At 70.4% G+C, this 15,987-nt stretch carries 17 protein-coding genes; 12 read left to right on the top strand and 5 right to left on the bottom strand.

Annotated elements, in window-relative coordinates; genetic code table 11:
- Positions 1 to 85: 85 nt before the first annotated feature.
- From ACLBWJ_RS12590 to ACLBWJ_RS12570, 5 genes are all read left to right on the top strand, one after another.
- Positions 86 to 691 (top strand): nitrobindin family protein, encoded by a 606-nt coding sequence (locus ACLBWJ_RS12590; protein ID WP_274178674.1) that lies wholly within the window; start codon positions 86 to 88, stop codon positions 689 to 691.
- Entirely contained in the window at positions 691 to 1,779 is a 1,089-nt protein-coding gene (ygfZ, locus tag ACLBWJ_RS12585) for a CAF17-like 4Fe-4S cluster assembly/insertion protein YgfZ (RefSeq protein WP_269267606.1), read from the top strand. Before ACLBWJ_RS12590 ends, ygfZ begins: the two co-directional genes overlap by 1 nt.
- 1 nt (position 1,780) lies before the next feature.
- Positions 1,781 to 2,899: an FUSC family protein gene (locus ACLBWJ_RS12580; protein WP_354450261.1), complete on the top strand. Its 1,119-nt coding sequence runs from the start codon at positions 1,781 to 1,783 to the stop codon at positions 2,897 to 2,899.
- Positions 2,900 to 3,003: 104 nt separating this feature from the next.
- Positions 3,004 to 4,215: an alcohol dehydrogenase catalytic domain-containing protein gene (locus ACLBWJ_RS12575; protein WP_282501226.1), complete on the top strand. Its 1,212-nt coding sequence runs from the start codon at positions 3,004 to 3,006 to the stop codon at positions 4,213 to 4,215.
- 128 nt (positions 4,216 to 4,343) lie between these two features.
- Entirely contained in the window at positions 4,344 to 5,018 is a 675-nt protein-coding gene (locus ACLBWJ_RS12570; RefSeq protein WP_274178671.1) for a HEAT repeat domain-containing protein, read from the top strand.
- 28 nt (positions 5,019 to 5,046) lie between these two features.
- On the opposite strand, the gene ACLBWJ_RS12565 is transcribed toward ACLBWJ_RS12570, so the two are convergent.
- Positions 5,047 to 5,865: a class I SAM-dependent methyltransferase gene (locus tag ACLBWJ_RS12565; RefSeq protein WP_274178670.1), complete on the bottom strand. Its 819-nt coding sequence runs from the start codon at positions 5,863 to 5,865 to the stop codon at positions 5,047 to 5,049.
- Positions 5,866 to 5,905: 40 nt separating this feature from the next.
- On the opposite strand from ACLBWJ_RS12565, the gene ACLBWJ_RS12560 reads away from it, so the two are divergent.
- Positions 5,906 to 6,655 (top strand): phosphoglyceromutase, encoded by a 750-nt coding sequence (locus tag ACLBWJ_RS12560; protein ID WP_112617128.1) that lies wholly within the window; start codon positions 5,906 to 5,908, stop codon positions 6,653 to 6,655.
- A 63-nt stretch (positions 6,656 to 6,718) separates the two neighbouring features.
- On the opposite strand, the gene phoU is transcribed toward ACLBWJ_RS12560, so the two are convergent.
- Positions 6,719 to 7,405 carry a phosphate signaling complex protein PhoU gene (phoU, locus tag ACLBWJ_RS12555; protein ID WP_112617127.1) on the bottom strand — a complete coding sequence of 229 codons (687 nt, stop codon included), beginning with the start codon at positions 7,403 to 7,405 and terminating at the stop codon, positions 6,719 to 6,721.
- A 171-nt stretch (positions 7,406 to 7,576) separates the two neighbouring features.
- On the opposite strand from phoU, the gene ACLBWJ_RS12550 reads away from it, so the two are divergent.
- Positions 7,577 to 8,785 (top strand): sensor histidine kinase, encoded by a 1,209-nt coding sequence (locus ACLBWJ_RS12550; RefSeq protein ID WP_112617126.1) that lies wholly within the window; start codon positions 7,577 to 7,579, stop codon positions 8,783 to 8,785.
- Positions 8,782 to 9,465, top strand: coding sequence for a response regulator transcription factor (locus tag ACLBWJ_RS12545; RefSeq protein WP_112617125.1), 684 nt, complete (start codon positions 8,782 to 8,784; stop codon positions 9,463 to 9,465). Before ACLBWJ_RS12550 ends, ACLBWJ_RS12545 begins: the two co-directional genes overlap by 4 nt.
- Positions 9,466 to 9,540: 75 nt before the next feature.
- Here the strand turns inward: ACLBWJ_RS12545 and ACLBWJ_RS12540 are convergent, their stop codons facing one another.
- Positions 9,541 to 10,056, bottom strand: a complete 516-nt coding sequence (locus ACLBWJ_RS12540; protein ID WP_114588359.1) for a DNA modification methylase — start codon at positions 10,054 to 10,056, stop codon at positions 9,541 to 9,543.
- A 155-nt stretch (positions 10,057 to 10,211) separates the two neighbouring features.
- Here ACLBWJ_RS12540 and ACLBWJ_RS12535 point away from each other — a divergent pair, with 155 nt between their 5' ends.
- Positions 10,212 to 10,694: a CarD family transcriptional regulator gene (locus tag ACLBWJ_RS12535; RefSeq protein ID WP_023954865.1), complete on the top strand. Its 483-nt coding sequence runs from the start codon at positions 10,212 to 10,214 to the stop codon at positions 10,692 to 10,694.
- A gap of 22 nt (positions 10,695 to 10,716) precedes the next feature.
- On the top strand, positions 10,717 to 11,898 hold the full coding sequence (gene ispD / locus ACLBWJ_RS12530) for a 2-C-methyl-D-erythritol 4-phosphate cytidylyltransferase (protein ID WP_282501225.1): 1,182 nt from the start codon (positions 10,717 to 10,719) through the stop codon (positions 11,896 to 11,898).
- 107 nt (positions 11,899 to 12,005) lie between these two features.
- On the opposite strand, the gene ACLBWJ_RS12525 is transcribed toward ispD, so the two are convergent.
- Together ACLBWJ_RS12525 and ACLBWJ_RS12520 are read right to left on the bottom strand one after the other, a co-directional pair.
- Positions 12,006 to 12,500 carry a GNAT family N-acetyltransferase gene (locus ACLBWJ_RS12525; RefSeq protein ID WP_447660425.1) on the bottom strand — a complete coding sequence of 165 codons (495 nt, stop codon included), beginning with the start codon at positions 12,498 to 12,500 and terminating at the stop codon, positions 12,006 to 12,008.
- A gap of 1 nt (position 12,501) precedes the next feature.
- Positions 12,502 to 13,431: a DMT family transporter gene (locus ACLBWJ_RS12520; RefSeq protein ID WP_112617121.1), complete on the bottom strand. Its 930-nt coding sequence runs from the start codon at positions 13,429 to 13,431 to the stop codon at positions 12,502 to 12,504.
- Between the two features lie 72 nt (positions 13,432 to 13,503).
- Between ACLBWJ_RS12520 and cysS the strand changes: the two genes are divergently transcribed.
- A complete protein-coding gene (gene cysS, locus ACLBWJ_RS12515; protein ID WP_447660424.1) occupies positions 13,504 to 14,907 on the top strand; it encodes a cysteine--tRNA ligase in 1,404 nt (467 codons plus the stop codon).
- Positions 14,900 to 15,889, top strand: coding sequence for a 23S rRNA (guanosine(2251)-2'-O)-methyltransferase RlmB (rlmB, locus tag ACLBWJ_RS12510; RefSeq protein ID WP_274178664.1), 990 nt, complete (start codon positions 14,900 to 14,902; stop codon positions 15,887 to 15,889). Before cysS ends, rlmB begins: the two co-directional genes overlap by 8 nt.
- Positions 15,890 to 15,987: the final 98 nt, after the last annotated feature.

Here is a 15,987-nt window from a genome sequence, read left to right as displayed (position 1 = left end):
GGCCTGCTCGGACTGGCGTCGCTCGCCATCGTCTTCGTGTCGGGTGTCGTCGTGAAGAACCTCTACCGCGGCCAGCGCTGACATCGTGCTCGAGCTGCCCACCGACCTGCCGGCGGACCTCGTCCCGCTGTCGTGGCTGCTCGGAGTCTGGGAGGGCTCGGGCGTCATCGACTACGAGACTGCCGACGGTCATCTGACCGGCGAGTTCGCGCACCAGGTGAGCTTCAGCCACGACGGTGGCGACTATCTGAACTACTCCGCCAGCGCCTGGCTCCTCGACGACAACGGTGCACGCGACCGCCCGCTGGTCGCCGAGACCGGCTATTGGAGGGTCGCGCGTCCGGCAGGAGCCGAGGATGCGGGACCGGGACTGCTTCCGGCATCCGCACCCGGGCGCGAGCGCACCGTCGACGACGTCGAGGCGCTCCGCAACGCTGAAGGCGGCTTCGACCTGGAGGTCGCCCTCGTGCACTCCGACGGCGTGAGCGAGCTCTACCTCGGGCAGGTCCGCGGGCCGCGCATCGACCTCGCGACGGACGCCGTCGTCCGCACGGCGGGGGCGAAGGAGTACACCGCGGCGACTCGCATGTACGGGCTGGTCGACGGCCACCTCCTCTGGGCGTGGGACATCGCGGCGCTCGGCGGCGAGCTCGCCTCGCACGCGTCCGCCCGTCTGGCCAAGGCCGAGTGATGCCGGGCGACGGCGCGACCTTCGCCGGCGTCGACGGAGCGGTGTGCGACGACCTGGGGCTCACGCACATCGGCAATCCGATGCGCGAGCAGCAGCTCCTCGACAGTGGCGGTGCGGTCGCACCCCTGGGCGACCGTGCAGTGGTCACGGTCGCGGGCCCCGACCGGCTCAGTTGGCTCGACTCGCTCACGTCGCAGGCGCTGACGCAGCTGCTCCCGGGGGAGAGCACCGAACTGCTCGTGCTCGACCCGCATGGTCACGTAGAGCACGCGGCATCCGTCGTCGACGATGGCGAGATGACCTGGCTCATCACCGACGTCGAGCGTCTCGAGGCGCTGGTCACCTGGCTCACGCGCATGCGGTTCCGGCTGCGGGTCGAGGTCGTCGATCGTTCCGGCGACACGGCGGTCGTCGGCGGAACGGCATCCGCAGTGGCCGACCTCGCATCGTCCGCCGTGTGGCGCGACCCGTGGCCCGAGGTCTCGATCGGAGGGTGGGGGTACGCGGCCGGTGAGGGGCATCCCGGCGCCGGACGCGACTGGGCCGAGGCGATCGTCGACCGCGAGGACCTCCGCCGGCTCGCCGACGATGCCGCCGCGGGCCGTCGCCGTGTCGCCGGGCGATGGGCTGCGGACGCCCTGCGCGTCGCCGCGTGGCGGCCGCGCGCGGCCACCGAGGCCGACGGCATGACGCTTCCCCACGAGGTCGACTGGCTCCGCACCGCCGTCCACCTGTCGAAGGGCTGCTACCGCGGCCAGGAGACGGTGGCGAAGGTGCACAACCTCGGCCATCCACCCCGACGGCTCGTGGCCCTGCAGCTCGACGGCAGCGACGCGGTGCTTCCTGAACGCGGCGCGGTCGTGCGCCGCGACGGCGACGAGGTCGGTCGCATCACCTCGGTCGCCCGGCACTTCGAGCAGGGCCCGATCGCCCTCGCCATCGTCAAGCGGTCGGTGCCCGTCGACGCCGAGCTCGTGGTGGACGCGGACGGCGAGAGCGTGGCCGCTGTGCAGGAGGTCGTCGTGCCGCCCGACGCCGGGCGCACCGCTGCGCCGCCGAGGCTGCCGCGCCTGAGCCGCCGCACCTGACGTGTCGCCCGAGCGCTCCGACGAGCCGCCCGCCGTCACCGCACCCATCGCGACCGGCTGGCGGGCGCGCGTGCGCCCGCGTCGGGGTTTCGAGCGCGCGCGCGACTCCGCTCCGGCGATCGTGCAGATCGTCGTCGCGGCATCCGCGGCCTACGCCTTCGCGCACCTCGTGCTGGGGCATCCGTCGCCCCTGCTCGCGGCGACCGTGACCATCTCGAGCCTGGGTCTGGTGCGCGACGCGCGGCCTCGTCGGGTTCTCGAGACGGTGATCGGGATGCTGGTGGGCGTGCTCGTCTCGGAACTCATCGTGGTCGTCGTCGGATCGGGAACCTGGCAGCTCGCCCTGGCTCTCGCCGCGACGCTGCTCACCGCACGGGCGCTCTCGGCGCAGCCGAGCTTCGCGATCTCGGCAGCGATCCAGTCGGTGATCGTGATCGCGATTCCCGGAAGCATGCCGTTCCTGCGCCTCGTCGACGGATCGGTGGGAGCGGTGGCCGCGCTGCTGGCGACGGCCCTGCTGCCGCGCCGGCCGCTGCGCGAAGTCTCGCGCGCGGGCCGCGCCCTGTTCGCGAACTTCGACGGCGCGGCGGCGACCGTCATCCAGGCGTTGCGCCGCGGCGACCGCGTGCGTGCTGACCGCGGACTCGAGAAGGCGCGAGCGCTGCAGCCGCTCGTCGACGACTGGGCGACCTCGCTGGACTCCGGGCTCGCCGTAGCGCGCATCTCGCCGTTCCTCCGGCGCCAGCGTGAGGAGCTGCAACGTCAGGACCGGATGCGCGCATCCCTCGACCTCGCGACACGCAACCTCCGGGTCATCGCGCGCCGCGTGGTGTACGCCCTCGAAGACCGCCAGCCGCGCCCGATCGCGGCGGACTTGCTCGCCCAGATCGCGCGCGCCGCCGACCTGCTGGGTCAGTCGATCGACGACATCGCGCTGGAACCGGCCGCCCGAGAGTCGCTGCTCGCGGTCGCCACCCGGCTCGATCCGACCAGTCTGGCGCCCGGTTCCTCACTCGGCGACCAGAACGTCATCACGGCGCTGCGTCCACTGGTCGTCGATCTGCTCACGGCGGCGGGGATGCCGCAGGCCGAGGCCCGCGCGGCGATGCCGCGGATCTGAGCGCCCGCCGACGGTACGGCAGGCAGCAGGGGTTCGCAACCGCCTCGCGCGGCATCCCGGCGCCTCCCTGGCGTGGTCGTCTTCCCCTGGAGTGAGGAGCGATCATGAAGGCAGTGGTCTGGCACGGCATCGGCGACATCCGGCTCGACGAGGTCGACGAACCGCGCATCGAAGACGGGCATGACGCCATCGTCCGCATCACCCGCAGCGCGATCTGCGGCACCGATCTTCATTTCATCCGCGGCACCATGTCGGGGATGAAGGAGGGCACCATCCTCGGACACGAAGCGGTCGGCGTCGTGACCGATGTCGGCGGACATGTTCGCGGCTTCCAACCCGGTGACCGTGTCGTGATCAACTCGACGATGTCGTGCGGCGCGTGCCGCTACTGCCGCGATGGGCACACCGCGCAGTGCGACGTGGCGAACCCGAACGGGCCGCACGCCGGCACATCCTTCTTCGGCGGGCCCGAGGCGACGGGGCCGATCAACGGTCTGCAGGCCGAGTATGCGCGCATCCCGTGGGCGCAGAACACGATGACGAAGCTGCCCGACTCCGTCACGGACGATCAGGCGATCCTGCTCTCGGACATCTTCCCGACGGCATGGTTCGGCGCGCAGCTGGCGGGGGTCTCCCGGGGTGACATCGTCGTCGTGCTCGGAGCGGGGATCGTCGGGCAGTTCTCCGTCGTCTCGGCGTTCAAGCAGGGGGCGGGACGCGTGATCGTCGTCGACGGCGTCGCGGATCGCCTTGCACAGGCCCGGACCCTCGGGGCAGAGATCATCGACTTCAACGACGTCGACCCCGTGTCGGCCGTCATGGAACTGACGAACGACATCGGGGCCGACTGCGTCATCGACGCCGTGGGTGTGGACGCCGAACGTCCGGCTCGTGGGCCGGCCGCTCCGGATGACGACGCCGCGGCGGAATTCGACGAAGAGGTCGCGCAGGTCGCGCCCGACATCGCGCCCCAGGGCGATCTCTGGCGACCCGGCGACGCTCCGTCGCAGGCATCGCGCTGGGTGGTCGAGATGGTCGCCAAGTACGGCCGCATCGGGATCATCGGGGTCTACTCGCCGCTGGCCGAGGTCTATCCGATCGGGCAGGCCATGAACAAGAACCTGACCGTGCGGATGGGCAACTGTGATCACCACAGCGTCACGCCTCCGCTGATCGACATGGTCGCCGCCGGTGTCTTCGATCCCACCGCCCTCATCACGGCGCACGAGTCGCTGGCGGGCGTCATCGATGCGTACGAGGCCTTCGACCGCCGCGAGCCCGGCTGGATCAAGGTCGCCCTCGACATCGGCGGCTGATCCTCGACCCTGCCCTCGGACGTGCTGAGCCGATGCGGCGGCCGCCGATCCTGCCCTGCCGGCGCGCTCGGCCTGTCGACGGAACAAGCGAGCCGGCGAGGGTGTTCGATGGAGGGGAGGGAAGCCACATGACCAGCGAGAACGCCCCCACGGCCGCGGATCTGCTGCGCCGCGCACTGGCCTCACCCGACGGGTCGGAGCGGGTTCGCAGCGCGATGGCGGCGGGAACCTACCCGCGTCCCGAGTACGTTCCGGTGCTCGTCGAGCAGTGCGCGCACGAGCCCGACCTCACCGTTCGCGAGACCCTGACCTGGGCCCTCACCCGGCAGGACCGCGACACGACTCTCGATCGGGTGCTTCCCGAGCTCGGATCGCCGTTCCCGAGGGCACGGGCTCAGGCGCTCCACACGCTCTCGAAGATCCGCGACCCCCGGGCCTGGCCCGCGATCACATCGGAGCTCCTGCACGACGAGAACGCCGAGGTCGCGCGGACCGCGTGGCGTACGGCAGCCGGACTCGCACCCGAGGCCGAGCGCGCCGCGCTCGCATCGGAACTGGCGGCGCACTTCGGCCTCGGGCCGGACGATCTGCAGCAGAGTCTGAGCCGGGCGTTCGTGATGCTCGGCGAATCGGGCCGCGACGCGATCGACCGGGCTGCGGCAGCGGGGGAGTGGAACGTCCGCGTGCACGCCCTCGCGACGGAGCACCTCGTCTCGTACCCCGAGGAGGGCTACGAAGCCGCTGTCGCCGTCGCTCGCCGTGCTGCGGCGCGACGGGACGCCGCTGACTGGAACGAGGGCTGACCTCGCGCGATGACGGACGCGGCGGGCGTCAGTGCGGCGCGACTGCGCTCCACGGAACGGTGAACTCGCCCAGGCGCCACCGTGAACGGTCGCCGAGGTCGATTCCGCGGTCAGCCATCGCCCCCAGGGCCGTCCGCCACCGTTGCACCGGGCCGAAAGCGGATGCCGGCGCGGCCCGCCGCCACTCGTCGTCGAGCGACGACAGCAGCTCGTGCACCCGCTCACCGGCGACGTTCCGGTGGATGAGGGCCTTCGGCAGACGTTCGGCCGCGATCGCGGGGGAGTCGAGCCCCGCGAGACGGAGCGAGATCGTGAGGCTGCGGGGTGCGGCACCCGGGCCCACCTCGATCCAGGTGCTCACCCGGCCGATCTCGTCGCACGTGCCCTCGACGAGCATGCCGTCGGGTGCGAGGCGCGACGTCATCCGGGACCACGCGTCGGCGACATCCGCTTCGTCGTACTGGCGCAATACGTTGAAGGCACGGATGATCGCCGGCCGGCGGCTACCCGGCACGGGCACCTCGAACCCGCCTCGCGCGAATCCGACGCGGGCGTCCGGGGCGAAGGGCGTCCGTCCGACCCGCACCTCCTCGAGTTGCGTGCGCGCGCGAGCGACGCGCTCGGGATCGATCTCGAGCCCGAGCACCTCGACGTCGGGTCGCGCGGGGCGCAGGCGTGCCTCCAGCTCGAACGCCGTGACGCCGCTCGCGCCGTAGCCGAGGTCGATCACCAGGGGGTCGGCGCACCGGCGCAGCACGGGATGCCGCGCGATCCAGCGATCGACGCGACGCAGGCGGTTCGTGTTCGTGGTTCCACGGGTGGCCTGCCCGATATGTCCCGGGGCCATGACCCCATGATCGCAGGCCCCGGCTCGATAGACTCGGAGCATGAGTGCGCCCTACACGCTGATCCTCCTCCGCCACGGGCAGAGCGAGTGGAACAAGTCCAACCAGTTCACCGGCTGGGTCGACGTCCGACTCACCGACCAGGGCAAGGCCGAGGCCCAGCGCGGCGGTGAGCTGCTCGCCGAGGCGGGCCTGCTTCCCGACGTCCTGTACACATCGGTCCTCAGCCGCGCCATCCAGACCGCTCAGATCGCGCTCGATGCGGCCGACCGCCTCTGGATCCCGGTCAAGCGTTCGTGGCGTCTGAATGAGCGCCACTACGGCGCCCTGCAGGGCAAGGACAAGGCGCAGACCCTCGCGGAGTTCGGCAACGAGCAGTTCATGCTGTGGCGTCGTTCGTTCGACGTGCCGCCGCCGCCCCTCGCCGACGACGACCAGTACAGCCAGGTGAACGACCCGCGCTATGCCGACATCGACGGCGAGGTGCCCCGCACCGAGTCGCTGAAGCTCGTCATCGACCGTCTGCTGCCCTACTGGGAGTCCGACATCGCCACGGACCTGCGTGCCGGCAAGACCGTGCTCGTCACCGCTCACGGCAACTCGCTCCGCGCGCTCGTCAAGCAGCTCGAGGGCATCAGCGACGACGACATCGCCGAGCTGAACATCCCCACCGGCATCCCGCTGGTCTACAAGCTCGACGAGGACCTGAAGCCGCTCGGTCCGGGCGAGTACCTCGATCCCGAGGCGGCCGCAGCGGGAGCTGCTGCCGTGGCCAACCAGGGCAAGGCCTGAGTACGACACGTACGAAGGGGCGGCGCCGATCGGCACCGCCCCTTCGTCGAGACCGGATGTCGGTCAGAGACCGCTCTCGTTCACGATGACGTTGATCGTCTCGGTGTCGGGGCGCCATTCACCCGTCGCGAGGTAGGCCACGCGCTTGCCGACCGTCACCGCGTGATCGGCGAAGCGCTCGTGGTACCGGCTGGCGAGGGTCGCGTCGACCGTGGCCGCGGCCTCGCCCTGCCAGTTCTCGCTGAGCACCTTCTCGAAGACGCTGAGGTGGAGGTCGTCGAGCCGGTCGTCGAGAGCACGCAGCGTCTCGACGAGCGCGAGGTCTTCCGAGCGCAGCAGCTCGGTCAGCGTGCGCGCGACCTCGACGTCGATCTCGCCCATCTTAGTGAAGGTGCCCTTGAGGCCCTTCGGGATCGCTCGCTCGGGGAAGCGCATGCGGGTGAGCTGCGCGATGTGCTCGGCGATGTCGCCCATGCGCTCGAGCGACGCACTCGTGCGCAGGGCCGAGACGACGATGCGCAGGTCACGGGCGACCGGCTGCTGGCGGGCGAGGATCTCGATCGCCAGCTCGTCGATCGCGATGGCCTTCTCATCGATCACGGCATCCGCGTCGATGACCTCTTCGGCGAGGGTGATGTCGCTCGTGCCGAATGCACGCGTGGCCTTCTCGATCGCGACGGTCACCAGCTCGGAGATCTCGACCAGGCGGGTCTGGACGTCCTCGAGGGACTGGTGGAACACTTCGCGCATCGGAGCACCTTTCCTTCTTGCGGAGACAGCACGACGCCGTACTCACGGCGACGCGATTGTCGCTCGACAAGGTTAACGAACGGTGCCGAGCCGATGAACATCCGCGCGAGTCGGGGTAGGAACGGCCGAGACGCGATGGGCGGACCCTGCGCCGCGTTCTAATCTGGAGGAATGAATCCGACGCAGCTCGCGCTGCTCGCCCTTCTCGCGGGCGTGTTCGTCGGCCTTCTCATCAGCGCCGTGGCCTTCCTCGCCTGGCGTGCTCGCGCTCAGGCGCAGGAACAGGCCGACGGCGAACTGCCTGCGGGCGCGCGTGAGGTTCTGGGCGCCCTCGACGAGGCTGCGCTCATCGTCGATGCGTCGTTCACGATTGTCGCGACGTCGCCCTCCGCCGAGTTGTTCGGTCTCTTCGAGGGCGAGTCGATCCCCGGCGATGAGCTGCGCGAGCTGCTGCGGTCCTCCCGCGGCGTGCCGCATTCCGAGACGGGAACGCTGAAGCTCCGACGCGGCGTCGCGCCGGCGGAACCGCGCCTCATCGTCGCGCGCGCCAGCAGCATCACGCCGCGTTTCACGCTCGTGCTGGTCCGCGACATCACCGAGCGCGAGCGGCTCGCTGAGATGCGCCGCGACTTCGTGGCCAACACGAGCCACGAGCTGAAGACACCGGTCGGAGCCGTCACTCTGCTCGCCGAGGCGATCGAGTCGGCCGCCGACGACCCGGAACAGGTGCGCTCGTTCGCCAGCAGGCTGAGCGCCGAGGCGATGCGGCTCGGCAACCTGACCTCGCGCATCATGAGCCTGTCTCGCCTGCAGTCCTCCGACGAGCTGACCGAGCTGCGCGACGTCGCGATCGACGAGGTCGTCACGTCGGCGATCGAGACGCACGCGATCGCTGCCGAGTCGGCGGGCGTCGCCCTCGTGCGCGGTGGCGACCGCGGGCTCTACGTCCGCGGGGACGTGCAGGTGCTGAGCGAAGCGGTGGGCAATCTCATCGCCAACGCCATCGTCTATTCGCCGCCGGCGAGCCAAGTGGGCGTGGGCATCCGTGGCAACGGCGACACGGTGGAGATCGCCGTCACCGACCGGGGTATCGGGATCCCCGAGAGCGAGCAGCAGCGCGTCTTCGAGCGCTTCTACCGGGCCGACTACGCCCGTTCCCGACGCACCGGGGGCACCGGGCTCGGGCTGTCGATCGTCAAGCACGCCGTCCAGCGCCACGGGGGCGAGGTCCAGCTGTGGTCGCGGCCGGGCCGCGGCTCCACGTTCACCATCCGCCTTCCCGCGATCGCCGCGCCCGACGGCGCGGCGCCGACGCCCCGGAAGACCAGAAAGAAGATCGCCCGGGCCCTTCCCGCCCGGACGAAGGGAGACCCATCATGACCCGTGTCCTGCTCGTGGAGGATGAGCCCGACCTCGCCGACCCGCTGGCCTACCTGCTGCGACGGGAGGGCTTCGAGGTCGAGATCGCCGAGGACGGACCCGCTGCGCTCGAGGCTTTCGAGTCGCGTGGTGCCGACATCGTGCTGCTCGACCTCATGCTGCCCGGGATGCCGGGAACCGAGGTGTGCCGCATCATCCGGACGACGTCGAAGATCCCGATCATCATGCTCACGGCCAAGGACTCCGAGGTCGACATCGTCGTCGGGCTGGAATTGGGCGCCGACGATTACGTGACGAAGCCGTACTCGTCGCGCGAGCTGCTGGCGCGGATGCGGGCTGTGCTGCGCCGTGCGGCGACCGCAGAGGTCGATGTCGACGAACGCGTGCTCGTCGGTGGTCGGGTCACGATCGACCTCGACCGTCACACGGTCGCCGTGGACGGCAGCGTGATCAACATGCCGCTCAAGGAGTTCGAGCTGCTCGAAGTGCTCATGCGCAACGCCGGACGCGTGATGACCCGCGGGCAGCTGATCGACCGCGTGTGGGGCAGCGACTACTTCGGTGACACGAAGACCTTGGACGTGCACATCAAGCGCATCCGCTCGCGTATCGAGAGCGACCCGGGGCAGCCGTCGATGCTGCTCACCGTTCGAGGCCTCGGCTATCGATTCGAAGGCTGACGCTCGCGAGCGCGATGAACAGAGGGCCCGGCGATGAACGCCGGGCCCTCTGTTCGCGTCAGATGCGCCGAGTCGTCACGGTGTCGGGGTGGCCGACGGGGTGGGGGTCACCGACGGGGTCGGCGTCTCGAGCGGGACGTACTCGGTGTAGTAGGGAAGCTTGCCGTCGAGGACGGGCACGTCGATGCGTACGCCCTCGGCGTCGCCCGACTGGAACGACATCGGAAGGGTCGCGCCGGGCTTGGTGTCGATGCCGTCGAGCAGGATCGGCTCGTTGCCGTCGACGCCCAGGCTGATGCTGTCGCGAGCCGGAACCTCGATCTCGGTGGTGACGCCGTCGAACCCGAAGATGAGCGTGTGGTCCTCGTCGGTGGGGTTGACGATGGCGGCGAGGAAGTTGCCGGCCGTGCCGGACTCGTCGGCGATGACCATCGCGTTGCGGACGTCGAGCGGGCCGGACGGCGGGATGTTCACGCCGTCCGAAGCGGAGAAGTCGATCGTGGTCGCCTGCGGCGCGATCATGCTGCAGCCGGCGGCTCCCAGGGTCAGGGCGGCGCCCACGGCAATCGAAGCGACGATTCGCAGTTTCACGGATCCTCCAGGCAGGCAGACGGCGTCCTCAGCAGTCTAGAGGGTGACGAGGCTGGTCCGCCGACATCGGCTGGATGCTGCGGGGCATAAGCGGCGGCAAACCTTACTGTATGCCCCCTGTGTTATCCTGGATGTTGCCGAAGGGATATAACTCCATGCTTTTTGAGGTTGGCGAAACCGTCGTCTACCCCCACCACGGGGCAGCCACGATCATCGAGGTCAAGGACCGGATCATCAAGGGCGAGACGAAGAAATACCTGAAGCTCAACGTCACCCAGGGAGACCTCATCATCGAGGTCCCGGCTGACAACGTCGACCTGGTCGGCGTTCGCGACGTCATCGGCAAGGACGGTCTCGAGCGCGTGTTCGACGTCCTGCGCGCTCCCTTCACCGAAGAGCCGACCAACTGGTCGCGTCGGTACAAGGCCAACCTCGAGAAGCTCGCCTCGGGCGATGTCATCAAGGTGAGCGAAGTCGTTCGCGACCTGTGGCGTCGCGATCAGGACCGTGGCCTGTCCGCGGGTGAGAAGCGCATGCTCGCCAAGGCGCGTCAGATCCTCGTCTCCGAGATCGCGCTCGCGCTGAAGGCCGATGAGGACCACGCTTCGGGCGTCCTCGACGAGGTCCTCGCCTCCTGAGGCCGATCCGGCATCCGCTGCCGTGGGCATCATCCCCGTTCCGCGCGTCGCTATCGTCGTCGTCGCGGCCGGTTCCGGAACACGATTGTCGGCCGGGGCGCCGAAGGCTTTCGTCGGTATCGACGAGCATTCGATCCTGAGGCACGCCCTCGACGGCATTGCCCCGGCGCCGGCGGCGCAGGTCGTGATCGTCGTTCCCCGCGGACGTCAGGGCGACGCGCAGACCGAGGCCGAAGCGGCGTTCGGCGGGCGGTCCGATCTCGTGTCGGTCGTCGTCGGTGGCCAGACGCGGCAGCAGTCGGTCGCCGCGGGGCTCGCAGCGCTGTGGGCCGACGTCGAGACCGTCCTCGTCCATGACGCCGCTCGCGCCCTCACCCCGCCGGATGTCTTCGAACGGGTGATCGCCGAGGTCGAACGCACCGGCGCCGGGGTCGTCCCCGCCCGACCGGTCGTCGATACGCTCAAACGCGTGACCGGCGCCGTGGTCGACGAAGCCGTCGATCGCGCTCCGCTCGTAGCGGCGCAGACTCCCCAGGGTTTCCCCCGCGCGCTCCTCGAGGCGGCGTACGCCGCGGCGACGGAGGAGTACACCGACGACGCCGCCCTGTTCGCGGCCGTCGGTCACCCCGTCCACACGGTGATGGGCGACGATCTGTCGTTCAAGATCACCACGCCCGCCGACCTCGATCGAGCGCGTCACCTGTTGCGGCCGGCGACTCCTGCGGCATCCGTGATCCCGCTCGTCGGTATCGGTACCGACGTCCACGCCTTCGGGGGGGACGGGGAATTGCGGCTGGCTGGGCTCGATTGGCCCGGCGAGGCCGGACTGCGCGGTCACTCCGACGGTGACGCCGTCGCCCACGCGATCGTCGACGCGGTGCTCGCGGCCGCGGGCCTCGGCGATATCGGCACCCACTTCGGCGTCGACCGTCCCGAGTACGCGGGTGCCTCGGGCGTCGTCTTCCTGCGGCGGGTGCGCGAGCTCGTGTCTGAGGCCGGGTTCGCGATCGGCAACGTCTCGGTTCAGGTGCAGGCCAACCGCCCGCGATTCGCGCCGCGCCGTGCCGAGGCCGAGGCGGTCTTGACAGATGCCCTCGGGGCGCCGGTTTCCGTCGCCGCGACGACGACCGACGGGCTCGGGTTCACCGGCACCGGCGAAGGCGTCTCAGCGACCGCCGTCGCCCTCGTTCACCGCATCCGCTGACGGGTCAGCCGACATCCGGCACGGGTCGGGCGCAGTTGCGCGGATGAAGCGCGGTTCGAGCTGCGCCTGATGCATCGAAGTGCGCCCGACGTCGACCGTGCTGCGGCTCAGGGAGCAGCGGACTCGGTCGCGGGATCGAGGTCGCGCGTCATGAACACCGACAGCGGATCGGGGGAGTAGTCGCCGAAGGGCGGGCAGTACGAGAACCCGGCGCTCTCGTAGAGTCCGCGTGCCGGGACGAAATCCGCGCCGGAGCCGGTCTCGAGCCAGAGCGAGCGGATGCCGACGTCCCGGGCTTCCCGCTCGAGGTGCTGCAGCATCGCGCGTCCGAGCCCGCGCCCGATGAAAGCCTCGGAGACGCGCATGGACTTGATCTCGGCGCAGTCGCTGCCGAAGACCTTGAGCGCTCCGACGGCGGCGATCTCGTCGCCCAGCCAAGCCGAGTACACCCGCACGGAGGGATGCTGCAGCGCCGTCAGGTCGAGTGCGTGCACGCTCTCGACGGGCGTGTTCGCGAGCATGCCGGCCAGATGTGCGGCCAGCAGCCCGCGCGTCGCGACGCCGGAGAGATCATCTCGGACGATGGTGAGCGATTCCGTCATGTCAGGCCTCCAGGGGTGTCGGGGCAGGGTTGCTACGAGAGCGCGAGGTCGCGGCGAGCAGCACCAGGCCCGCGGCGAGCACCGCCAGCCCAACGAGCGCGAGCGGAGCGAGACGTTCACCGAGCAGGATGACGCCGAGCAGACTTGCCGTCAGCGGTTCGGCGAGGGTGAGAGTCGCCGCGGTCGCGGCGCTCAGACCGCCGAGCCCCCAGGTGAACAGGGCGTAGGCGAGCGCGACGGTCGCGAGCCCGAGCCAGAGAGCCATCGCCCAGCCGCGGGGGTCGGTGAGCCAGCCCATGTCGGTGAAGGGGAGCATCGCGACGCCGCACGCCGCAGCTCCGGCTCCCATCGCGCCCGAGACGGTGAAGGCGTCCCAGCCGCCGGAGATCAGCCGCCGCTGCGCGTTGGCGATCACCGCGAACGAGGCGCCCGCCCCGAGTGACCCCAGCACGCCGAGACCGTCCGCCCCCGCCGAGCCGCCTCCCGCGACGGCGAGCAGGGCGACTCCGGCCGTGGCCAGGGCGGTCGCGGTCATCCACGACGTCGTCGGCCGCCGCCGCGTGAGGGCCCACTCGAGCAGTCCGGCCAGCACCGGCGCGGATCCGAGTGCGATGACCGTCCCCACGGCGACACCGTTGCGCGCCGTGCCGAGGAAGAACAACGGCTGGTAGAGGGCGAGGCAGAGCCCGGTCAGTGCCATGAGGGCGACGGCGCGCGAACTCGTGACCGGGCGGATGCCGTCGCGAGCGAAGCGTGCGCGCTGTCTTCGGGCCCCGACCGAAAGGCCGACGGCAGCGAGCGCCGTGCCGCCGACGATGAGCCGGGCGGCGCCGACCCCCAGCGGTGTGGTGCTCTCGGGGCCGAGGGCCTGTGCGGTGCCGGTCGTGCCGAACAGCACTGCCGCGGCGAGGACGGCGATCACGGGCAGCACCCTCCAGTTCTACCGCGTCTCGGAGCGCGCTCATGCCACGGCGGCGTGGCAGCCCGCCGGTAGGCTGGTGCAGTGACCGTTCGCCTCTACGACACCCGCGCGCAGGCGCTGCGCGATTTCGCGCCGCGCGACCCGTCGAACGTCACGGTCTACGTCTGCGGTCCGACGGTCCAGTCGGGGCCCCACATCGGCCACGTCCGGGCCGCTGTCGGGTTCGACATCCTGCGTCGCTGGCTCGAGTACCGTCATGGGCGGGTGACTTTCGTCCGCAACGTCACCGACATCGACGACAAGATCCTCGCCAATGCGACGGATGCCGAGTCCTGGTGGGCGCTCGCCTACCGGATCGAGCTCGAGTTCACTCGCGCTTATGCGGCGGTCGGCGTGCTCGCGCCGACGTACGAGCCGCGCGCCACGGCATCCGTTCCGCAGATGATCGAGCTCATCGATACCCTCATCGAGCGCGGCCACGCCTATGCGGCGCCGGACGGATCGGGAGACGTGTACTTCGATGTGCGGTCGTGGCCCGATTACGGCTCGTTGACGCGCCAGTCGCTCGACGCGATGGAGGCCGCGGCGGACGCCGACCCCCGAGGCAAGCGCGATCCGCGCGACTTCGCCCTGTGGAAGGGCGCCAAGCCCGAAGAGCCGTCGGACGCCGCCTGGAGCTCCCCCTGGGGACTCGGCCGTCCCGGCTGGCACATCGAGTGCTCGGCGATGAGCCGGCGCTACCTCGGCGGCGAGTTCGACATCCACGGCGGCGGGCTCGACCTGCGCTTCCCGCACCACGAGAACGAGCTCGCGCAGTCGACGGCTGCGGGTGACGCCTTCGCGCGTTACTGGGTTCACAACGGCCTCGTCACGGTCGGTGACCAGAAGATGTCGAAGTCGCTCGGCAACTTCCTGCTCGCCGACGATGTGCTGCGTGAGCGCGACCCCCGCGTCGTGCGATACGCGCTCGGAGCCGCCCACTACCGCTCGAGCCTCGACCTGACCTCACAGAGTTTCGATGAGGCGGAGGCGGCGCTCGCCCGCATCCAGGCGTTCCTGCAGCGCGCCGCACGCCTGCTTCCCGACGCATCAGCGTCTCGCGACGTCGAACTTCCCGCCGCCTTCGCCTCGGCGATGGACGACGATCTCGCCGTCCCGCAGGCGCTCGCCGTTCTGCATGAGACGGTCCGGGCGGGCAACACCGCTCTCGACGCGGGCGATCGAGACGCAGTGGCGCATGCCGTCGCAGCCGTCTCGGGAATGCTCGCTGTGCTCGGACTCGACGCCGCCGGCGAGGCGCGCGGCGACGACGCCGAGACCATCGCTCTCGATGCGCTCGTGCGCACCATGATCGACCAGCGCGCCGAGGCGCGCGCCACCAAGGACTGGGCGACGGCCGACCGCATCCGCGACGCGATCGCGGCGGCCGGCATCGTCCTCGAAGACGGTCCCGAGGGGACCCATTGGAGTGTGAACCGTGGCTAAGCCAGGAAACCCGTCCGCCGGACGCGGCAAGAAGAAGGGCCCCACCAAGGGCACCGGCGGCAAGAACCGTCGCTCGCTCGAGGGGCGCGGCCCGACCCCCAAGGCCGAAGACCGCGCCTGGCACCCCGCCGGTAAGCGCAAGGCCGCCCAGGAGCGCTACGTCGCTGCCGGCGGCAAGCCGCAGCAGCGCCAAGGCAGCTCGAACCGCGCGCCCAAGTCGAAGTCGGGTGACGACACCGAGACGGTCACCGGCCGCAACAGCGTCCTCGAGGCGCTGCGCGCCAAGATCCCCGCCACCGCCTTCTACATCGCGCAGCGCGTCGAGATGGACGACCGCGTCAAGGAGATGCTGTCGATCGCCACGAACCGCGGCATCCCCGTGCTCGAGGTCACGCGGCAGGAACTCGACCGCATGGCCGGGTTCGACGGCGTGCACCAGGGCGTCGCGATCAAGGTGCCTCCGTACGAGTACGGCCACCCGCAGGATCTTCTCGAGCAGGTCATCGACTCGGGCGAGACGCCGCTGCTCGTCGCGCTCGACGGCGTCACCGACCCCCGCAACCTCGGGGCGATCATGCGCTCGGCGGCCGCCTTCGGCAGCCAGGGCGTCATCGTGCCGCAGCGCCGCTCGGCGGGCGTCAACTCGGCCGCCTGGAAGACCAGCGCCGGCGCGGCCGCGCGCATCCCGGTCGTGATCGCACCGAACCTGACGACCACGCTCAAGGAGTTCAAGAAGCAGGGCGTCTTCGTACTCGGTCTCGATGGCGGGGGAGACGTCGCGCTGCCAGCGCTGCAGCTGGCCGACCGCCCGGTCGTCATCGTCGTGGGCTCGGAGGGCAAGGGGCTCTCGCGTCTCGTGACGGAGACGTGCGACCAGGTCGTCTCGATCCCCATCTCGTCGGCGACCGAGTCGCTCAACGCCGGTATCGCGGCGTCCGTCGCGCTCTACCAGGTCGCCACGATCCGGGCCGCCCAGGAGTGATCGCGGTGACGCCGGCTGTGACCGAGCGATGACCTTCCTGTAAATTCCGGGCGGTCCATCAGAGACGACCCCGCGGGATGACGATCCAGCGGGTAGTT

It is taken from the genome of Microbacterium sp. M4A5_1d, from assembly GCF_053345465.1.
The sequence above is the reverse complement of the archived record's forward strand: the minus strand, read 5'-3'. Positions and strand labels throughout refer to the sequence as shown.

Bases quoted from the DNA above. Each gene is read 5' to 3' on its own strand.
- ACLBWJ_RS12550 (WP_112617126.1), top strand. From the start codon at position 7,577: ATGAATCCGACGCAGCTCGCGCTGCTCGCCCTTCTCGCGGGCGTGTTC.
- ACLBWJ_RS12575 (WP_282501226.1), top strand. From the start codon at position 3,004: ATGAAGGCAGTGGTCTGGCACGGCATCGGCGACATCCGGCTCGACGAG.
- ACLBWJ_RS12545 (WP_112617125.1), top strand. From the start codon at position 8,782: ATGACCCGTGTCCTGCTCGTGGAGGATGAGCCCGACCTCGCCGACCCG.
- ACLBWJ_RS12535 (WP_023954865.1), top strand. From the start codon at position 10,212: ATGCTTTTTGAGGTTGGCGAAACCGTCGTCTACCCCCACCACGGGGCA.
- ACLBWJ_RS12565 (WP_274178670.1), bottom strand. From the start codon at position 5,865: ATGGCCCCGGGACATATCGGGCAGGCCACCCGTGGAACCACGAACACG.
- ACLBWJ_RS12525 (WP_447660425.1), bottom strand. From the start codon at position 12,500: ATGACGGAATCGCTCACCATCGTCCGAGATGATCTCTCCGGCGTCGCG.
- ygfZ (WP_269267606.1), top strand. From the start codon at position 691: ATGCCGGGCGACGGCGCGACCTTCGCCGGCGTCGACGGAGCGGTGTGC.
- ACLBWJ_RS12560 (WP_112617128.1), top strand. From the start codon at position 5,906: ATGAGTGCGCCCTACACGCTGATCCTCCTCCGCCACGGGCAGAGCGAG.
- phoU (WP_112617127.1), bottom strand. From the start codon at position 7,405: ATGCGCGAAGTGTTCCACCAGTCCCTCGAGGACGTCCAGACCCGCCTG.
- ACLBWJ_RS12570 (WP_274178671.1), top strand. From the start codon at position 4,344: ATGACCAGCGAGAACGCCCCCACGGCCGCGGATCTGCTGCGCCGCGCA.